18 protein-coding genes are annotated in these 17,220 nt (G+C 65.2%); 13 read left to right on the top strand and 5 right to left on the bottom strand.

Annotated features, from left to right (window positions below; translation table 11 throughout):
- From VMX79_01610 to VMX79_01575, 8 genes are all read left to right on the top strand, one after another.
- Positions 1 to 301: T9SS type A sorting domain-containing protein (locus VMX79_01610; GenBank protein HUV85789.1), on the top strand; the 301-nt coding region annotated here is incomplete at its 5' end.
- Positions 302 to 415: 114 nt separating this feature from the next.
- Positions 416 to 826: a FlgD immunoglobulin-like domain containing protein gene (locus VMX79_01605; protein HUV85788.1), complete on the top strand. Its 411-nt coding sequence runs from the start codon at positions 416 to 418 to the stop codon at positions 824 to 826.
- A gap of 67 nt (positions 827 to 893) precedes the next feature.
- Positions 894 to 2,591, top strand: a complete 1,698-nt coding sequence (locus VMX79_01600; protein ID HUV85787.1) for a tetratricopeptide repeat protein — start codon at positions 894 to 896, stop codon at positions 2,589 to 2,591.
- Positions 2,592 to 2,654: 63 nt separating this feature from the next.
- Complete coding sequence (locus tag VMX79_01595; protein ID HUV85786.1) at positions 2,655 to 4,250, top strand: SpoIIE family protein phosphatase; 1,596 nt, start codon at positions 2,655 to 2,657, stop codon at positions 4,248 to 4,250.
- A gap of 15 nt (positions 4,251 to 4,265) precedes the next feature.
- Entirely contained in the window at positions 4,266 to 4,703 is a 438-nt protein-coding gene (locus VMX79_01590; GenBank protein HUV85785.1) for an ATP-binding protein, read from the top strand.
- A gap of 8 nt (positions 4,704 to 4,711) precedes the next feature.
- The gene (locus VMX79_01585) at positions 4,712 to 6,754 is read left to right on the top strand and encodes an HD domain-containing phosphohydrolase (protein HUV85784.1); all 2,043 of its coding nucleotides are present in this window, start codon (positions 4,712 to 4,714) and stop codon (positions 6,752 to 6,754) included.
- A gap of 3 nt (positions 6,755 to 6,757) precedes the next feature.
- Positions 6,758 to 7,384: a tetratricopeptide repeat protein gene (locus VMX79_01580; GenBank protein HUV85783.1), complete on the top strand. Its 627-nt coding sequence runs from the start codon at positions 6,758 to 6,760 to the stop codon at positions 7,382 to 7,384.
- Entirely contained in the window at positions 7,371 to 8,525 is a 1,155-nt protein-coding gene (locus VMX79_01575) for a polysaccharide deacetylase family protein (GenBank protein HUV85782.1), read from the top strand. The genes VMX79_01580 and VMX79_01575 overlap by 14 nt, the downstream gene beginning before the upstream one ends.
- A gap of 75 nt (positions 8,526 to 8,600) precedes the next feature.
- On the opposite strand, the gene VMX79_01570 is transcribed toward VMX79_01575, so the two are convergent.
- The 5 genes from VMX79_01570 to VMX79_01550 form a co-directional block, all read right to left on the bottom strand.
- Entirely contained in the window at positions 8,601 to 9,494 is an 894-nt protein-coding gene (locus VMX79_01570; protein HUV85781.1) for a hypothetical protein, read from the bottom strand.
- Complete coding sequence (locus VMX79_01565) at positions 9,491 to 10,426, bottom strand: glycosyltransferase family 2 protein (GenBank protein HUV85780.1); 936 nt, start codon at positions 10,424 to 10,426, stop codon at positions 9,491 to 9,493. Before VMX79_01565 ends, VMX79_01570 begins: the two co-directional genes overlap by 4 nt.
- Entirely contained in the window at positions 10,423 to 11,694 is a 1,272-nt protein-coding gene (locus VMX79_01560; protein HUV85779.1) for a DegT/DnrJ/EryC1/StrS aminotransferase family protein, read from the bottom strand. Before VMX79_01560 ends, VMX79_01565 begins: the two co-directional genes overlap by 4 nt.
- A 79-nt stretch (positions 11,695 to 11,773) precedes the next feature.
- Positions 11,774 to 13,372, bottom strand: coding sequence for a hypothetical protein (locus tag VMX79_01555; GenBank protein ID HUV85778.1), 1,599 nt, complete (start codon positions 13,370 to 13,372; stop codon positions 11,774 to 11,776).
- Positions 13,369 to 14,358, bottom strand: a complete 990-nt coding sequence (locus tag VMX79_01550) for a GNAT family N-acetyltransferase (protein HUV85777.1) — start codon at positions 14,356 to 14,358, stop codon at positions 13,369 to 13,371. Before VMX79_01550 ends, VMX79_01555 begins: the two co-directional genes overlap by 4 nt.
- Positions 14,359 to 14,489: 131 nt before the next feature.
- On the opposite strand from VMX79_01550, the gene VMX79_01545 reads away from it, so the two are divergent.
- From VMX79_01545 to VMX79_01525, 5 genes are all read left to right on the top strand, one after another.
- On the top strand, positions 14,490 to 14,933 hold the full coding sequence (locus VMX79_01545; protein HUV85776.1) for a PPC domain-containing DNA-binding protein: 444 nt from the start codon (positions 14,490 to 14,492) through the stop codon (positions 14,931 to 14,933).
- A gap of 31 nt (positions 14,934 to 14,964) precedes the next feature.
- Entirely contained in the window at positions 14,965 to 15,576 is a 612-nt protein-coding gene (locus tag VMX79_01540) for a hypothetical protein (GenBank protein HUV85775.1), read from the top strand.
- A 15-nt stretch (positions 15,577 to 15,591) separates the two neighbouring features.
- Positions 15,592 to 16,188 carry a hypothetical protein gene (locus VMX79_01535; protein HUV85774.1) on the top strand — a complete coding sequence of 199 codons (597 nt, stop codon included), beginning with the start codon at positions 15,592 to 15,594 and terminating at the stop codon, positions 16,186 to 16,188.
- A 12-nt stretch (positions 16,189 to 16,200) separates the two neighbouring features.
- A complete protein-coding gene (locus VMX79_01530; GenBank protein ID HUV85773.1) occupies positions 16,201 to 16,803 on the top strand; it encodes a hypothetical protein in 603 nt (200 codons plus the stop codon).
- 9 nt (positions 16,804 to 16,812) lie between these two features.
- Positions 16,813 to 17,220, top strand: a 408-nt coding sequence (locus VMX79_01525; protein HUV85772.1) for a hypothetical protein, incomplete at its 3' end; no start/stop codon positions are given.

Here is a 17,220-nt window from a genome sequence, read left to right as displayed (position 1 = left end):
GACGCCGCCCTCGGGCAAGCCGATGTCTTTCGGCCTGTTCCAGAATTACCCGAACCCGGCGCGGGACGATACGGTCTTCAAGTACACGCTGCCGGCTCGCGCGGAAGTGGAGCTGGTGGTGTACGACCTGAGCGGCCGCCGGGTCGCGACGGTAGCGAAGGACGTCCGCGAGGCCGGGGTATACGAGGAACGGTACGGCCTGACGGACGACGGCGGGAAGCCGCTGCCGGCGGGCGTATACCTGTACCGCCTGACGGCCGGCGCCGACGTCGCGACCAAGAAGATGGCGGTCACGCGCTGAAATTTAAATAAGCTTGCCGAAAGCCCGCCGCCAGGGCGGGTTTTTTAGCATTTCAAGCCGGCCTTTTTGCAAGGGTTATAAAAACGCGGTAGATATTGATACATTCGGCGTTTTGTGGTAGTTTATATTATAGGGAAAGTGTATAAATATCGTAAACGGAAGTACCTGTTAATTTTAACCATCCTCGCCGGCGGTACCGGCGTAGTCGCCGCCGAGGACGGCGATTTACGCCTCTTCGCCTACCCGAACCCGTTCGTGGCCGGCTACGCCGACGCGCAACTCGCGTATTACTTGCCCGCAGACGCCGTCGTTTCGATCAACGTGTACGACCTGGACGGGAACCACGTGCGGACGCTGGCGGAACGCGTCGACCGCCCGAAAGGGGTTTATCGAGGCCGAGAACGGTGGGACGGCCGCGACGACGACGGCGAGCTCGTGCGGGCCGGGCCGTACCTGGTAGTCCTCGACGTGCGTATGGGGGGCGAACCCTACCGCGACACCTTCGTCGCGATCGTAGACAGATAGAATATGAACGGACACTCGCACGCGCCGAGAGATGTCGTCGAACCGTATACTTTGCTGGAAAACGCTAATGGCCTTATGCTGCCTTATAACCGCCGGCAACGCCCGCGCGGAGCGAGTAACCTTCGCTAACGCCCGGGCCGCGACGTTGGGCCCTAACCCGGCGCTGGACTTGGGGTTCTACGCGCTGGAAGCGAACCCCGCCGTCCTGGCCGAGCTGTCGTCGCTGCAGTTCACCTTCAACCACAAGATCTTCCCGGCGCCGCACGCGGCCTCGGAAGTCGTGGGCGGCGCGGTCCCGCTGGGCGCCTACGGGACCGTAGCCGGCGGCTTCGGGACGGTACGCGTCGGCGGCGTGGAACGATATTCCGGCGAAGGCCGATACTTGGGGGGATACACCTATCACGATGACCGCCTGGCCGGCGGCTACGGCGTCGCCGCGACGTCCTGGTTGGCGCTGGGCGGGGCTTTCAACTACGAACGCCACCTCACCGAACCGCGAGCTACGTACCAGAACTTCGGCGCGGACGCGGGCATCTATTTGCGGCCGCTGGCCGCGGCCCCTTCGGTAGAGTACGCCGCCGGAACCGTCGCCTTGGGCCTCGCCGCCCAAAACCTGGTCGCCACCCAGCGCGACGTCTTCGCCGGGCGGTACCGCGAACCGCTGGCCGTAAACGCCGGCGCGTCGTGGGCGCGCGACGTAGGCCGCCACCGGCTGGCGCTGACGTTCTCGCTGCCCTTCTCGGAACCGTCGCGGGTCGCGATCGGCTGCGAATTCGTCGTGGCTTCGTTGCTCGCGGTGCGCGCCGGCGCGACCGGCACCCAACCCGCCGCGGGAATCGGCGTCAACACCGACCTGCTGTCTTTCGACTACGCCTATACCGCCCGGGAGTTCGGTTCCTCGCATTACTTATCGGTCTCGGTCAACCCGGGCCGCGACATCCACGGCCGCAGCGAACGGCGCCGCCAAACCGAATTATGGCTGGCGGAGGGGCGGGGCTATTTCGAGGCCGGCAACTACGAACTCGCCGCGGAGCGATTCGCCGACATCCTGGAATGGGACCCCCACGACGTCGTCGCCCGCCGGTACTGGACCAGGGCGAAGTATCACCAATACATGGCCGACGGCGCCGAAAGCATCGAGCGGAACGATTGGGAGCGGGCACGGCAGGCTTACCGCAGCGCGCTGGCCGTAGTTCCGCAAGATTTCCTCGCCGCCGAGTCGCTGGCGAGGGTCGACGACCTGGAAGCCGAGGAAGCCGCGCGCGAGGCCGAGGAGAAACGCGTCGCCGAACTCCTCGCCCGAGCCCAAGGCTACCGGCGGCGCGGCGCGTATCGGAGCGCCATTGGCGTTTACCGCGAAATACTGGCGGCGCACCCCGACCATACGCGCGCCCGCAACCTCCTGGCCGAAACGCAACAACTCCTCGCCGCCACCGCTAAACCGCTCGAAGTCCCCCCGCCCGTACCCCGGATACCGGAAGACGTAATAGAAAAGTACCGGGAGGCGAGCGCGCTACTCAATAGGGGCGGCGTGGCGGAGGCCGCCCGAGAGCTACTGGACATAGTCCGGCAATACCCGGACTACGCCGCCGCCCGCGCCAAACTCATCGAGGCATACCTCTACCAGGGTTTGGACTTCTACTCCAAAGGCTCGCTTTCGGCGGCGCTCAGGGTGTGGCGGCGGGCGCTGGCGCTCGAGCCGGGAAACGAAAAGCTGCAACGCTACATAAAGAAGGCGGAGACCGAAATAGACCAAATCAGGTAAGGCGCTACGCGAGCGGCACGGCGGGCGTCGACGGACTGTCGTAAAGGTGGTTTGGCTGACCCGATGCGAAGGTTAAGAAACATACTGTCCTCGTTGCGGACCAAAGGCGCGATCGTAGCCGTCGCGTTCGTCCTGGCTCTCGTAACCGTTACCGGCTTCATCATCCTGCGACACGAGAAGGTGGCCCTCACCCGCGAGGTCGAGCTGAGGGTCCTGGCCCAAGCGCGCAGCATCGCGGCCTCCTCCGAACGGACCATGCTCGAGCCCGACCCCGAGCTGACGTTCCAAAAGCTCCTCCGCGAAATGATGTCGCGAGACCCGGACATCGAGAGCATCGTGGTGGTTGACCGGAACGGCACCATCCTCGCCCATCCGGAAGTAACCAAGATAGGAAGCCGCTACGACCCCCCCCGCGGCCTGGAACCCGTGGCCGACATTCCGTATCTCGACGCCGAGGAGATGGTGGCCGAGGGCGAGGACGTCTTCGTCGTGAACGCGCCCATCAAGCGGACGTACGAGGGCCAGATTTCGAACATCGGCCGGGTCTTCATACGCTCGTCGAAGGGGAAAATCGAAAAGGCCCTCCGCTCGGCGCAGCTGCAGATAATAGCCATCGCCGTCATCGTGAGCTTGCTGGGCAGCGTCGCGGGCGTAATCCTCACCGGGTTCATTACCACCCCCGTCAAGAGGTTGGCCGAAGGGGCGCGGCGCATCGGCGAGGGGGACCTCAGCGTCCGCGTAAAGGTATCGGGCCGGGACGAGATAGGTCAACTCTCGACGACGTTGAACGAGATGACCACCCGCCTGGCCAAAGCCCGCGAGGAGCTGGTGGAAAAGGAGCGGATGTCGAAGGAGCTCGAGATCGCGCGCGGCATCCAGCAGAGCCTGCTCCCGACGGCCTTCCCCGAGATGGAGGCCGTAGAGGTGGCCGCGGTATGCGAGAGCGCGACCGAAGTAGGGGGCGACTACTTCGACCTGCTGGCCATCGACAGCAGGCGGGTGGGGGTCGTCATCGCGGACGTATCGGGCAAAGGGGTCCCCGGCCTGCTCGTTATGGGCGTGGCTCGCAGCGTCATCCGCGCCCAGGCGCGCCAGCACCTCTCGCCGCGCGAAGTCCTCATCCGGGCCAACGACATCATCGCGCCCGACATCCACCGGGGCATGTTCGTGACGGTGCTGTACGGCGTGCTCGACGTCGAGCGTCGCACCTTCAGCTTCGCCAACGCCGGCCACAATCCGCTGGTCATCGTCAAGAAGGGCGGGCCGGTCCCGTACGAGATGCTCAAGACCCAGGGAAGGCCGGTGGGCTTCATGTCGGGCGCGTTTTTCGACGACCGGCTGGAAGAGACGACGCTCCCGCTCGAGGACGGCGACACCATCTTCACCTACACCGACGGCATTATGGACTCGCTGAACAAAAACGACGAAGAGTTCGGAATGGACCGCTTGCTCGAGACGTTGGCCGATAAACGGACCGCGCAGGTCCAGGAGATCATCGACGCCATATTGCAGCGGATAGCGACGTTCGTGGGCGACCGCCCGCAGCAGGACGACATGACCATGTTGGCCATAACGCTCAAACCTCCCGGCGCGTCGGCCGAGGAACCGGCCGCCGCGGCCGCCGCGGCCTCGCCGGGAGCCGACGAAACCGCGGCCTGACCCGCGCCGAATCCTATGGCCGAACGAGAATACCAGTTCCGCATCAAAAGCGCCGTTCCGCAGCTCGAGAAAGTGCGGAAGTGGGGCTCGTATATCGCCCGGGCGCTGGGCTTCAACGAGCGCGCCGTCTTCGAAATCGAGCTGTCTATTTACGAGGCGTGCGCCAACGTCATCGAACACGCCTACGCCAACAACCCCAATAACTTCATCGACGTGAAGCTGGCGGTGGAGCTCGACAAGCTCGTCGTTACCATACGCGACGAGGGTGGCGCCTTCGAGCCGTCGTCGCTGAAGGACAAGGATATCGCGAAGATAATCGAGACCGAACAGGACGGCGGCCTCGGCATGCACATCATAGAAGCCTGCATGGATGAGATTCTCTACCGCCGCCAGGGGCGAGAGAATATCCTCGAGCTCATCAAATACCTACCCCGTACGCCGGCCGTCTCTTAGAGAACGCCATGGCCAAAGAACTCTCCATTAAAATCACGGCCAAAACGCCCGACGGCATCCACGTATTCAAGGTCTCGGGCACGTTGGGCGTGGAGGGTTCGGCGGGTATACAGGGCCTATTGGACGCTTGCCTTAAGGAAAAAGTCTACCGCATCGTACTCGACCTCCAAGGAGTGGACTTCATCTCCAGCGCCGGGATGGGAGCCTTCCTGTCCGCGGTCGGCGAAATGCGCAAAAACGACGGCGACATCATCTTCGTTAAGATGCAGAACAAAATATTAACCGTCTTCAAGACGCTCGACGTTCTCGACTACTTCATCGTCGCCGACGACGTCGACCAGGCGGTCGAGAGGTTTCGCGGCGGGAAGCTCCCCAAACCCCCCAGCTTGGAAGAGCTCACCGCGGGCGCGGCCGAGGCGCTCGCGGCGCCCCGCGTCCCGCAAGCGCTGTTCTCGCTGCTGGCCGCCTACTCCGACGTCCTGGGGGGCGACCGTGAATTCGACCGCAAGTTGTCGCAATTAGTCGACGTGACGGCCAACTATATGGCGCTGAACCAGTGCGCGTTCGTGCCGTTGGCCGAAGACGCCGGCCTCGTCGCCGCCGCGGCGCGCGACAACTTCCCCCCGGTCGACGACGCCGTGAAGTCGGCCCTGGCGGACAACCTGCCCGCCCAAGGAATAGTCGGCGCCGAAGAGCTCGCCTCGTACGGCAGAACGCTGGGTAAGTGGGCCGACAAAAACCGCACCCAATTCGTCCTCCCCTTCAGCATCGCCGATAAAATTATCGCCGTCCTGGTGGTGGGCGAAAAGAAGGACGGCGGCGCCGTCGCCAACGAGGAGCGGCGTCTCCTCCGGTACCTGGGGACGTCCCTCAACCTTGCCCTGGACAAGCACCTGGCGGCGAGTCGCCCCCCCGACCACTCGCCCGGGGCCAAAAGGGAAATAGGCCGCAAGGCCATGGAGATGGAGACGCTCTTTACGGTATCCCAAAGCCTGGCCGAGGCGATCGAGACCGAGAAGATGCTGCCCGCCCTCCTCATGATGGCGACCGGACAATTCAGCACCGACCGGGCGGTGGTCTTGCTTCGCGCCCCCGACGGCGGCCTGGAGGTCGGCGCCGCCCGCGGCCTCGACGCCGAAGCGCTCCACGAGTTGACCATCCCGCCGCAGGGTTTGGCCGACGTCGTCGACGGCCACGCCGGCCCCGCTCTCGTGGGCGCGCTCGCGGAGGAGCTAGAGGAGGGCGACCGGCGCCAGCTCGAGCCCTTCGTAGAAAAGGGCATCGCGGCCCTCGCGCCCATCCGCTTTAAAAACCGCTTGATCGGCATCGTGGGGCTGGGGGCCAAGATAACGGGGCGCGAATTCGACGCCGACGAACTCCGCCTGCTGGCGGCGCTGGTGAACCTCGCCGCCGTCAGCATCGAGACCGCGCGCCTGCTCGAGAAGACGAAGAAAAACTACGGCGGCCTGGTGCGCGCCCTCATCTCCGCCATCGAGGCCAAAGACAAATATACCCGCGGCCACACCGAGCGCGTAACGCTCTACGCCTCCGCCCTCGCCGACGAGATCGGCCTCAAGGAAGACCGGCGGCAGGACCTGCTGTTCGGCGCGGTGCTCCACGACGTGGGATACCTCGGCGTCCCGGAAGAAGTCCTGCGCATGCCCAACGGCATCACGGAGGAGCAGCTGGCCGAACTCCGGCGCCACCCGCTGATAGGGGCCGACATCCTCCGCGGCATCCCGCTGCTCCGCAACGCGCTCGACGGCGTCCGTTACCACCACGAACACTACGACGGCTCCGGTTACCCCGACGGCCTCGCCGGCGAGGACATCCCGCTCATCGCCCGCGTTATCGCCGTGGCGGACTCCTTCGACGCCATGACCACCGGCCGGCGGTACCGCGAGGCCAAATCGAAAGAGGAAGCCGCCCGAGAGATAACCGCCGCCCGCGGGGCCCAATTCGACCCCGCCATAGCCGACGCGTTCGTGCGGTTGCTGGAAAGCGGCCGCCTCGATATCATCACAACCAAACGCCGCAAGCAAGAGGTCTAAGCTATGCCGAAGAAGATAGCGGCCTTAGTCTCGGTCGTGGCCCTGCTGGTGCTGGTCACGTTCTCCTTTCCGGGACGGCCCGTCGCCGACGAGGACAAAGATAAAATCGAGCGCCACCTGGAGCGCGGCAACGAGCTGGCCGAGAAAGGCGACTACGACGGCGCGATGGCCGAATACCAAAAATTATTGAAAATCGACGAGCGGAACCCGCTGGCCCACAACAACCTGGGCATTATATACAAGCGCAAGGGCCTTTATATTACCGCGGTCGAGGAGTTCAAGGCCGCGCTCGACGGCCTCCCCAACTACTTCAAGGCCTACAACAACCTCGCCAACGTCTACTTCGAGCGCGAGTATTACGACGACGCCGTCAAGTATTACAACAAGTGCCTCGCCATAAAGCCCAACTTCGCCGACGCTCACTGGAACGCGGCGCTGGCGTACGAGAAGAAGGGCGAGAAGAGCCGGGCCATAAGGCACTTCCGGAAGTTTATGGAGCTGTCGGACTCCCCGGCGTATATCGCGCTGGCCCAACAACACGTCGACGACATCTCGGCCAAGCCGGAGGAAACCGCGCCCGAAGCCGAGGTAACAACGTACGGAGAAGACGCCGTTAATGAGCTCGAGTAGGGCCCGCCGGTCGGCCCCTTTCCCCAGGGTAAATATTACGATTATCGCGCTCGCCTCGCTCTGCGGGGCCGCGCTGTGGGCGCCGGCCCGGGGCCGGGGCGACGAGCCTATCGACGCCTACTCCACCGCGGCCGAACGGGCCCCCGCCGTCGGCGACGCATCCCTGCTCACGTTGGACAGCTTCGCCCTCGGCTCGGAATACATCCCGTTCCCCGCCGCGGAAGTGGTCTTCGACGCCTGGGCCCGGCCGGGCGACAGCTCGCTGTGGCTGCCGCTCGAGCCGGAAGAGCCGGGCGGCGCGTTCGACGCGCTGGCGGTATCCGGCGACGAGCTCGAGCGCTACGGCCGCGCGAGCCTGTTCGTCGGCGGTTACGGCCCGGGCGACAAACGCTGCGTCATCTTGATGTACCACCGCTTCCGGCTGTCCCCGGCCAACAAGTACGAGGTATCGCACGCCGACTTCCGGGCGCAACTGGAGTACATCGCGCGCAACGGGTACGAGGTCATATCCGTAGACCAACTCGTCGAGGCCCTGGAAACGCAAGACCCGGACCTGCTGCCGCCGCGCTCGGTGGTGATAACGGTGGACGACGGCTACCGTTCGGTCTACGACTTCGCCTGGCCCCTGCTCGCCGAATACGGCTTCCCCTTCGCCGTCTACATTTACACCAACTACATCGGGACCGGCGGCAAATCCATGACGTGGTACGAGCTGAGCGAGCTGGCGGCGGACGACCTCGTTACCATCGGCGCCCACTCCATAAGCCACGGCAACCTCGCCAGCGCCGAGAAAACGGGCACCGCCTACCCCTATTGGCTCGAGCGCGAAGTAACGTATCCCAAACACCGGTTGGAGGCCTCGACCGGCAAGCCGGTGCGGACCTTCGCCTGGCCGTACGGCTCGTTCAATTCCTACGGCGTCAGCGTCGCCATCAACGCCGGCTACGAGGGCCTGTTGACCGTCCTCCCGGGCGCGAACTCGATGGAGACGTCGCCCTATTACCTGCGCCGCTACGGCATTTATTGGCATACGCCCCTTTGGCTCTTCGCCCGCATATTGGAGGGGCGGCCCGTCACCGACGATATGTGGGACTACGAGCTCGCCACCACGGGCGCCGAGGAAGAGTTCCCCATCCCGTAGCCGGCGCCTTCCGGACCGCGAAATAAAAGGGAGCCGTATCGGCTCCCGTTTTTTATCAGGCCCGCGGCCCCGGCGTTACAAATCGTCGTACGCCGCGGCCAGCGCCCGCGACGCGGCCTCGGCCGAATAATTTTCGGCGACGTAGCGCGAGCCGTCGACGTTCGCGGGACAGGACGACGCCAGCCGGTCGACCGCGGCGACGAACTCCTCCGGCGCCGTCGCGCTGATGCAAAAGGGGAACTGCCGGCTCCACACTACTTGCCGGCCGCGCAGCAGCGCCTCGAGCACCATTTGCGACAGGCCGTCGTGGGCCGTCGGACGAACGAGCGCCGAAACCTCCCGATACAGGCGGGCCATCGCCTCGCCGTCCACCAGGCCCGTGAAGCGGACGTTGGACGGCGCGTCGGCCTCCGCGTCGCCGCCGACCGCTATTACCTCCGCGTCGGGAAACCGCTCGGCGACCAGCCTAACGACGGGCCAACCGTAGAAGTCGCGCCGCCGGTCCGGCATATAGGCCATCAACTTAAAGTCCTCGGGCATAGGCTCGAGCGCGCCGGTCATCTTCTCCGAGATGGTCGGTACGAGGTGGGCGTCGACCCCGGCCGCAGCCAGCTCGTCGACGAGCCACGGCGCGTCGGCTATATGCAGGTCGACGCCGCGCCGGACCGCGCCGAACAGCGCCCGCAGCGCCGGCCTGCTGCTGCATTCGTACCAATCGGACCCTATCCAGTGAAAGACGACCTTCTTGCCGGCGGCCTTCAACGCCGGTACCCATTTAAAATAATAGACCGGATACACGGCGTGAAAGACATCGTACGGCCGGACGGCGCGCAGCAGGCCGAAGCCCCGCGCGCCCTCCAACGCCCGCGCGCCGGCGAACCCGGCCTGGCGCAGCCGAAGCGCCGTGAGCGCCGGCAGCTCCTCCATTCCCACCAGGGCTATCCTAAGTTTTGCCGCTTCCGCCGTCATTCGGATTTTGGGGCGAGATTGCCTTCCGGCTCGGCTTCGACGCGCCGGGCGCCGGTTCGGAGTACGTCCCACAGGCCCAAAACGTTCCCCAGCATGAGGCGCGGCTTAAGCCGCAACGCCGCCGCGGCCGCGCCTCCCAGTACGCCGTAATAGTAACTTGAAACGTTAAGTATGTTTTGCGGGAAGTAGCGTTTGTGTAAAAGGCGACGACCTACGACGTTACTTCGCACCCGGCCGGCGAAGCTCCTTCCTTCCCCCGCCTCCCGGTGCTCGGCGCGCGCCGCCGGCCACTGCATTAACTCCCAGCCGCGGGCCCGAAGGTCCAGCGAATAGCTATCGTCGTCGATGAAAAGGATGCGTTCGTCGAATCGGAAATCGCCGATAGCCTCCCTCCTGAACATAGTAAGGCCGCCCGTCAAGGCGCCCACTACGGAAGGCTTTCGCGGCCGGTAAAGGAACGTCGGGAAACCCGAACGCTGGTAGTACGAGCGACCGGCGTACCGTGTTTGCCGGAATAACCATTGCAAAAAACGGGTATAACCGCCCGGTAGGAATTGGTTGGATATCAGGCCGCAAGCGGCGCCGACTTTCGGATTATCGAAGGCTTTGAGCAGTTCCTCGATAAAATCGGACGCGGCCGTAACGTCGTTATCTACGAAAAGGATAAAATCCCCCTCCGCCCGCGCCAGGCCGGCATTGCGTTGGCCGGGGACGCCGGGCCGCTCCGCGCGGATATAAACGAACTCCACGGCGCGGGTTCTCAACGCTAATTCCCCGATGAATCGCTCCGTCCGGTCGTCCGGGCTCGCATCCACGATAATGATCTCACCCGGCAAAACGGTCCCCGCCTGTACCGCTTCAAGCGTTATCTCGAGGTCGTTTAAACGGGACAACGTCGGGATTATCAAAGTTACGCTTCCCGCTCCGCTCATCCGCACACCGCCTCCGCCATCCTGAGAACGTCCTCCTCGCCGACGCCGGCGTGCAGCGGGAGGTTGACGACCGCGGCCGCGGCGCGCCAGGCCCCGCGGAGATATCGGCCGGTAGTGCGCGAAAGCTTATAATAGGGGAACATCCCCGAGAGCGGCCGGGGATATATGAACGGCCCGGCCTCGTACCCGGCGTCCGCCAACCTCTTGATGACTTCCGGCCGGCGGGCCCAATCCCGCAAGAACAACGGGTAGCGTATGGGCCACGGCTCATCGCCCGCGGCGCCCCAATTCGGCGCCCGGGCCGAAGCGCTTCCGGCGAAGGCTTCGTCGAACAGCACGGCGAGCCTCCGGCGCCTCGAGCCGTCGGCTCGAGCCGCCGCCAGGTGGCGCGAGCCCAACGCGGCCAACAACGGCTCGAGCCGCTTCGCCGGGCCTAACGGCGGGACGGCGGAGCTGGGGAAGAACCACCGGACCAACCGGCGCGATAACGGCGGCTTTCGTGCCGGCATTAACCTCTCCTTGGCGGCGGAGGCGTGCCGCGCCGCGACGGCTGCGCCCCTCGCGACGAGGTCGGCGAGGTCGTACGCGTCCCCCTCCGCGGCCGCGTACAGGTACCCCAGGTCCACCGAGACGAACGGCTCGTAACTCTCAGCGTCGAAGAGGTAATCCGAGATGACGAGCCCTTTCAACGCCGTTTCGGCTTCCGCCCGCGTCTGCGCCGGCAGCGAATCCACTAACTCCTCCGCCGTCGGCACCAACGCGGCGTCGTTGACCACCAGAACGCCGCCGCGCCCGGTAGTGAAGGGTTTGTCGAAGTTGGTGGAGAGCACCGCCAGCGGCGCCGTCGAACCGGCGGGGCGGCCGGCCCGGCTCGAGCCGAACGCCTGGGCGACGTCCTCCACCCACGGTATGCCGCGCGCGGCGAGGAGTTCCCGTACTTCGTCCTGGGGGGGGACCGCGCCGAAGAGCGGCGCCACCACCGCGGCCCGCGTCCGGCCGCGGGCGAGGACCCGCCGCAGGCTGCGGGGCTCCAGGCCGAAGTGCCGCGGCGATACGTCGACCAGGTGCGGGATGGCGCCGAGGGTGAGGACCGCGTCGGCCACGGCGGGACAGGTGAACGCCGGGATGGCCACGTCGTCGCCCCGGCCTATGCCCAACGCCCGCAGCGCCAACATTATCGCGCCCCGGCCCGAGGAGAGGGGGTAAACCGCGGCGGCGCCGAAGTACGCCCGCAACTCCTCTTCGTAACCCACGGCCTCCCGCGCCACCGCTACTTCGGCCGCGCCCGCCAGCTCGGCCAGCGCGGCGTAATCGACGAACGGTTTGAGTCTCGGTACGAACAGGAGACTACCTCTCGCGGGCGAAAACTACCGCCGCGGCGCGCACGCCGGCCGGGACGGCGAAGGTCCGCGGCGAGAGCGCGCGCACGTCGCCCCGCGCCAGCTTCCAACCTTCCGGGCCCTCGAAGACGACGTCGCCGGGCGCGCCCGCCGGTAACACGATTTCGATAGTGCCGTCCGGGCCCGGGCCCCGCGCGGCGACGGCGGCGTTGAGCCGGTAACGGGCGGCGACGTCGCGGTGCGTGAGCGCCCGGCCGCCGGCTTCTACTATATGGGCGACGGCGTCCCGGAATACCGCCCCCCATTCCGGAAAGGTGCCGCCGCGGAAGGCGCGGTAGTGCCAGATGAGGGAGCACAGGCCGCCGCATGCCGCGGCCTCGGCGACGAGCCGCAGCGTCGCCGCCAACGCCCGGCCGGGGCCGAGCCGCTTATATTGGAACAGGGTGCCGTCCATCACCGCCGGCGGCACCTCGACGAAGTCGTGCGGCCTCTCCGCGGCGCCGTCGAAAGGCCGGTAGGGGAGCGCGGCACCCGCCCGCAGGCCGACCTCGTTCGCGAAGCCGAAAGAGGCGTCGTACGCGAAGGCCGCGGCCTCCGCCGCCCGCCAACCCTCGTCGCCGCCCAGGCGAAGGTAATGGCCGCGCACGCCGGCGACCTCCCGGCCCGTCGCGCCCGCGAGGAGTTCTCTCTCCTCGCGCAGCGCCGCCGCGTCGGTATAATAACTGCCGTGAAGGCCGACCTCGCGGCCGGCGGCCTTAATCTCGCCTATCAGGCCGGCGACGTCGTCAAGGTCGTACGCGAAATCCATCGGGCCGCGGCGCACGGAGCCGACGAAGAAGGTCGACGCGCCTCCCGCCGCTTCCTCCGCCTCCCGGATAGCCGGCATCGGCTCGAGCGGCGCCGACCCGCGGGCGAAATCCCGCAGCTTATAGCGGGCCCGGGCGCCGCTCGGGGAAGGACGCAGCCACGACTTGAACACTTCCCGCCGGGTCGGCCCCCGCAGCCGGTCGACGTCGTGGCTCAGCGCCGCCGCGAACGGCGCGCCGTCGGGCCAATACCGGAAGCGAATCGACGGTATACCCGCCGCCTCGCACGCGGCCTCGGCCGCCCGGGCGAGCAAGCGCGCGTAGCGGTTGACGACCGCTACCGCTACCGATTCGCGGCGCCAGGGGGGCGCGCCGCGCAGGTCAGGCCTGCCGCACCGGTCCCGCGGCCAACCGACCTCGCCGCGGCCGTTGAGGTAGTAGTCCGCGGCGGCCGCGACGTCGAAGCCCAGATAGACGGCCTCCCCTTCCCGCACGATAAGCGGCTCGCCGCCTACGGCCCGGGCGACGACCTCCCCCTTCGGCACCGGCGCCCGGTACAATATCGGGACCTCCACGTCGCCGTCGCGCCACACGTCGGGCGGCGTCTCCCGGGCGACGTGCTCCGCCTCGCACGGTATCACGACCTTGGGCCCGGGAGGGAACTCGCCGCGGCCGTGCGCCAGCGTCACCGCCGGCGAGCCGTCGGCCCGCGGCAGCCCCGCCATCAACGCCAGCTCCGCCAATACGTGGCGGGCCCGCGCCGCCCCCAACCCGCACTCGCCGACGTGGACGCCTATCACCGCCCGGCCCTCCGCCGGGCCGCGGCCAGCAGCCGAACCAGCGGCGAGCGGTACGCCGCGAGCTGGTAATACGGCGTAAGGCGGCCGCCGAACGACTCCTTGAAGCGCGCGATGGCCTCGACGTTGACGCCCACCATATCCAGCGGGAGACCGCGCTTCCAGGCCGCCCCGACCTCGCGCCACAGCAAGTACGCGCCGAGCGGGCCGCGTCCCTCTTCAAACGAAGCGGCCAGCAGGTCGTACGCCGACCTCCGGCCCCACAAGACGAGGCGCCCGGCCACCGGCTCGCCGTTTTCGTTCTTCAAATAAAAAACGGCCCCGGCCGAGCCGCAGAATTCGGCCGCCAGCGCGCGCAAAAAAGACGGGGCCACCGGCGGCGCCATCCCGCGGCGGCCGAAGGTCGCCTCGTACATCGCGACGAACGGCTCCGCGTCCGCGCTCTCCTCGACCGCCGGCCCCTCGCCCTGCTTCAGCTTGTTCCGCAGCGACGACGAGAGCGACGCCAGGAACTCGTCCTCCGGCGTCGGCGGCAGTATGGACGTGTAGCGGGCGTCGCCGCGGAAGCCGGCCCAGCTGAGGGGCCGCACGTCGCCCAGCGCAGGGTGGCAGGCCAAGCGGGCGTAGCGCCAGCGGCGGCGGACCTCGGCCGCGACCGCGGCCAGGACGTCGTGGTCGCGCGCCTTCGCGCGCTCGGCGCGGAGGTCCCCGGTCGGCGGTAGGCACGGCCCCCAGTACGGCGTGAGCGGCGGTATCTCCGCCACCGTACCCAGGAGCGCGCCGCGGCGCTCCCATACCGGCACGAGCGCCCGCGTCTCGCCGGCGGCGGCGAAGGCCAGCGCGAAGACGCGCCCGGGCAGCTGCCCCGCCAATAGCGAAAGCCACGCCGCGCCGGCGAAGGGCGTACCCTGGGGCGACGCGGCCAGAAAATCGTCGAACCGCGCGAGGCCTTCGGGCGGTGCTTCCTCTACGTCGAAGTTTTTAGGCATGTTTACGATGAGTAACGGCTCGAGCGATTATAATACAAAATATATAGGCCAAAAAGGGAAAACGGCCCGACGCCTTTTCTTTGCGCCGACATAATTAGTATGATATATTAACGGCGCGAAAAGGAGACGGTATGGACGCGACGAACGTCAAGCGCGTCGTCGTGCGGCGGCTGGTGCCGGGCGGCGACTTGCTGGAGGAATTAAATAAATTAGTCAAGGCCGAAGGTATCGAGGTCGGCGCGCTGTCGGGCATAGGGGCGCTCCGGAAGGCCGCGGTCGGCATCTTCGACGTCGAAAAAAAGGAGTATATAGTAAATAAGTTCGACGAGGAGATGGAGATCTGCGCGCTCACCGGCAACGTCTCGCTCAAGGAGGGCGAGCCGTTCGTGCACGCGCACCTCGCGCTCTCGAGCCGGCAAGGGCGCGGCTTCGGCGGCCATATAATGCCCGGCTGCGAGATCTTCGTCGCCGAGGTAATCCTGTGGGAACTCGAGGGGGCCCGGCTCGAGCGCCGCCCGCGGGAGGATTGCGGCGGCCTGGCTCTCTGGGCCGCGGAGAATATCGGGACGGAGTGAAGCCGCGAAGTAGGTTATTAAGGAGGAGAAGATGAGGGGATTATTACGACCGGCGGCCTGTATGCTAACGGCTTTGGCGTTTACCGGGTGCGACGAAACCGTCGTCGACGGTAAAACCCCGCCCGTGCCCGAATACACGTCGCCGGCGAAGGTCTTAAAAGCGGTACAGATATCTTTCAACCAGCGCAGTATTGACTACCTTCAAAAATCCCTAAGCCCGGAATTCATCTTCTATTTCGACCCGCGCGACGTGGGGAGGAACCCGCCGGGCGGCCGCTACGTCATCCCGGAGTCGTGGTCGTACGACGACTTCACGAACGGCGCGCATCGTATGCTCGAAACGGCGTACTCGATTTCACTCTTCGTGCCGGTGGCGCCCCTGCGCGCGCCGGGCGAAAACGAGACGACGTACCGGGCGGATAACGTTCAGATATCGCTGCTCGTAATGGTAGACGAGCTTAACGGCTTTAAGATAGACGAAGGCTTCTGCGACTTCGCGCTCGAGAAGTACGCGACCGAGCAAGGCGAAAAACGCTGGCGCCTTACCGGCTGGTGGGACCGCACGAGCGAGGGTTACGACGAACGTACGGCCGTCGCGCCCGGGTCGCTGGGAAAGGTTTTAGCGCTATACTACCGGGAATAACTCGGAGGCGTTAGTATGAACAGGATGATAACCTTGGCCTTGGCGCTCCTGGCGCTCGCTTGCGGCGAGGAGGAACCGCCGCCCCCACCGCCGCCGGTAAGTACGCCGGTAGAAGTCTTAAAAAATATAGAAATATCTTTCAACCGGAGAGATATAGACCTCCTGAAGAATTGCTTGAGCCCCAACTTCGTCTTCTACACGGACCCCGGCGAAATAGGCCGCCCCAAACCGGCCGAGAGTTACTACCGGCCGCCGCCCTGTTACACCTTTACGGAGTTTTGGAACATCGCGTATAATATGTTCAAAGGCGCGTATAGCGTTTCGCTTTCCATTAGCACCGGGCGCGTCGGCGAGCCGGCCCCCGAAGAAAATACTTATTGGGCCGATAAAGTTGAATTGTCCCTCCTCGTGATGGTCGACGAGCTAAACGGCTACATAGCAGACGAGGGGTACTGCCACTTCGAGTTCGAAAAATATAAGAACGAGCAAGGGCAGGTCCGGTGGCGGATAACGAACTGGTGGGACGATACCGAGGGCGGCGGCGAAGCGCTGGCCGGCGTCGAGCGGGTGCCTCTCTGGTATATACTGTCGCTGTACGAGAAGCCGACTTAGGGAGGTCGCGAGATGAATAAGGTAATAATCACCCTCGTAATAATAACGTTGCTCGCGCTGGCCTGCGGCGAGGAGGAGGGCATCACGCGGCCGCGAATACCAGTAACAAACCCCGTTTACCCAGCTGACGTTATAGAAAACGTAGAAACTTCGTTCAACCAAAGGAATATTGACCTCCTGAAAAAATGCCTGAGCCCGGACTTCGTCTTCTACTTCGACCCGAAGGACGTCGGGCAGAATCCGCCCGGGAGCGAGTACGTCATCCCGGAGTCATGGTCGTATACGGAGTTCTGGAACGCCGCACGCAACCTATTCGAAATGGCGTACTCGATTAACCTTTCTATACCTACCGGCGGCATCGGTACGCCTGACCCAGGGCAAAACACGTATAAGACCGAGAACGTGTCCATATCGTTGCTGGTAATGGTCGACGAGCGCAACGGCTTCATCGCCGACAACGGCTACTGCAACTTCGCGTTCGAAGTTTATTATAATGAACAAAAAGAAAAGCGGTGGCGGTTAGTAGGATGGTGGGACTTCACGAGCGTTTACGCTGACGTAACGCCGGGCTTAGAGCCTACGTCGCTCGGGAAGATACTGGCGACGTTTAAATAAGGTTACGAGATGAAGAAGGTACTAATCGCATTTGTCGTCGTCGCCGTATTGGCGCTGGCCTGCGGCGAGGAGGAGGGCGTGACGCCCCGGGAGCCGGACCGCCTCGAGCCTACGTCACCCGCTTGCGTCCTGAAGAACGTCGAGATTGCGTTCAACCGGGGCGACGTCAACCTCCTCAAGGCCATGCTGAGCGAGGACTTCGTCTTCTACTTCGACCCCCGGGACGTGGGGAAGAACCCGCCGGGGAGCACGTATATTATCCCGGAGTCGTGGTCGTACACCGAGTTCTGGCAGGTCCTAAATAAAATGTTCAGACAAGCCTATTCAATCTCGTTATCCATTCCCACAGGCCGCGTCGGGACGCCTGGCGAGAACGAGACCACGTACCGGGCCGATAATATAACCCTTTCCCTAGTC

This window comes from bacterium, assembly GCA_035529855.1.
Classification (GTDB): Bacteria; RBG-13-66-14; B26-G2; order WVWN01; family WVWN01; genus WVWN01.
This window is presented reverse-complemented; position numbering and strand designations above follow the sequence as displayed.

Coding starts and splice junctions, on each gene's coding strand:
- VMX79_01600 (HUV85787.1), top strand. CDS start 894: ATGGCCTTATGCTGCCTTATAACCGCCGGCAACGCCCGCGCGGAGCGA.
- VMX79_01595 (HUV85786.1), top strand. CDS start 2,655: ATGCGAAGGTTAAGAAACATACTGTCCTCGTTGCGGACCAAAGGCGCG.
- VMX79_01590 (HUV85785.1), top strand. CDS start 4,266: ATGGCCGAACGAGAATACCAGTTCCGCATCAAAAGCGCCGTTCCGCAG.
- VMX79_01585 (HUV85784.1), top strand. CDS start 4,712: ATGGCCAAAGAACTCTCCATTAAAATCACGGCCAAAACGCCCGACGGC.
- VMX79_01580 (HUV85783.1), top strand. CDS start 6,758: ATGCCGAAGAAGATAGCGGCCTTAGTCTCGGTCGTGGCCCTGCTGGTG.
- VMX79_01575 (HUV85782.1), top strand. CDS start 7,371: ATGAGCTCGAGTAGGGCCCGCCGGTCGGCCCCTTTCCCCAGGGTAAAT.
- VMX79_01570 (HUV85781.1), bottom strand. CDS start 9,494: ATGACGGCGGAAGCGGCAAAACTTAGGATAGCCCTGGTGGGAATGGAG.
- VMX79_01565 (HUV85780.1), bottom strand. CDS start 10,426: ATGAGCGGAGCGGGAAGCGTAACTTTGATAATCCCGACGTTGTCCCGT.
- VMX79_01550 (HUV85777.1), bottom strand. CDS start 14,358: ATGCCTAAAAACTTCGACGTAGAGGAAGCACCGCCCGAAGGCCTCGCG.
- VMX79_01545 (HUV85776.1), top strand. CDS start 14,490: ATGGACGCGACGAACGTCAAGCGCGTCGTCGTGCGGCGGCTGGTGCCG.
- VMX79_01540 (HUV85775.1), top strand. CDS start 14,965: ATGAGGGGATTATTACGACCGGCGGCCTGTATGCTAACGGCTTTGGCG.
- VMX79_01535 (HUV85774.1), top strand. CDS start 15,592: ATGAACAGGATGATAACCTTGGCCTTGGCGCTCCTGGCGCTCGCTTGC.
- VMX79_01530 (HUV85773.1), top strand. CDS start 16,201: ATGAATAAGGTAATAATCACCCTCGTAATAATAACGTTGCTCGCGCTG.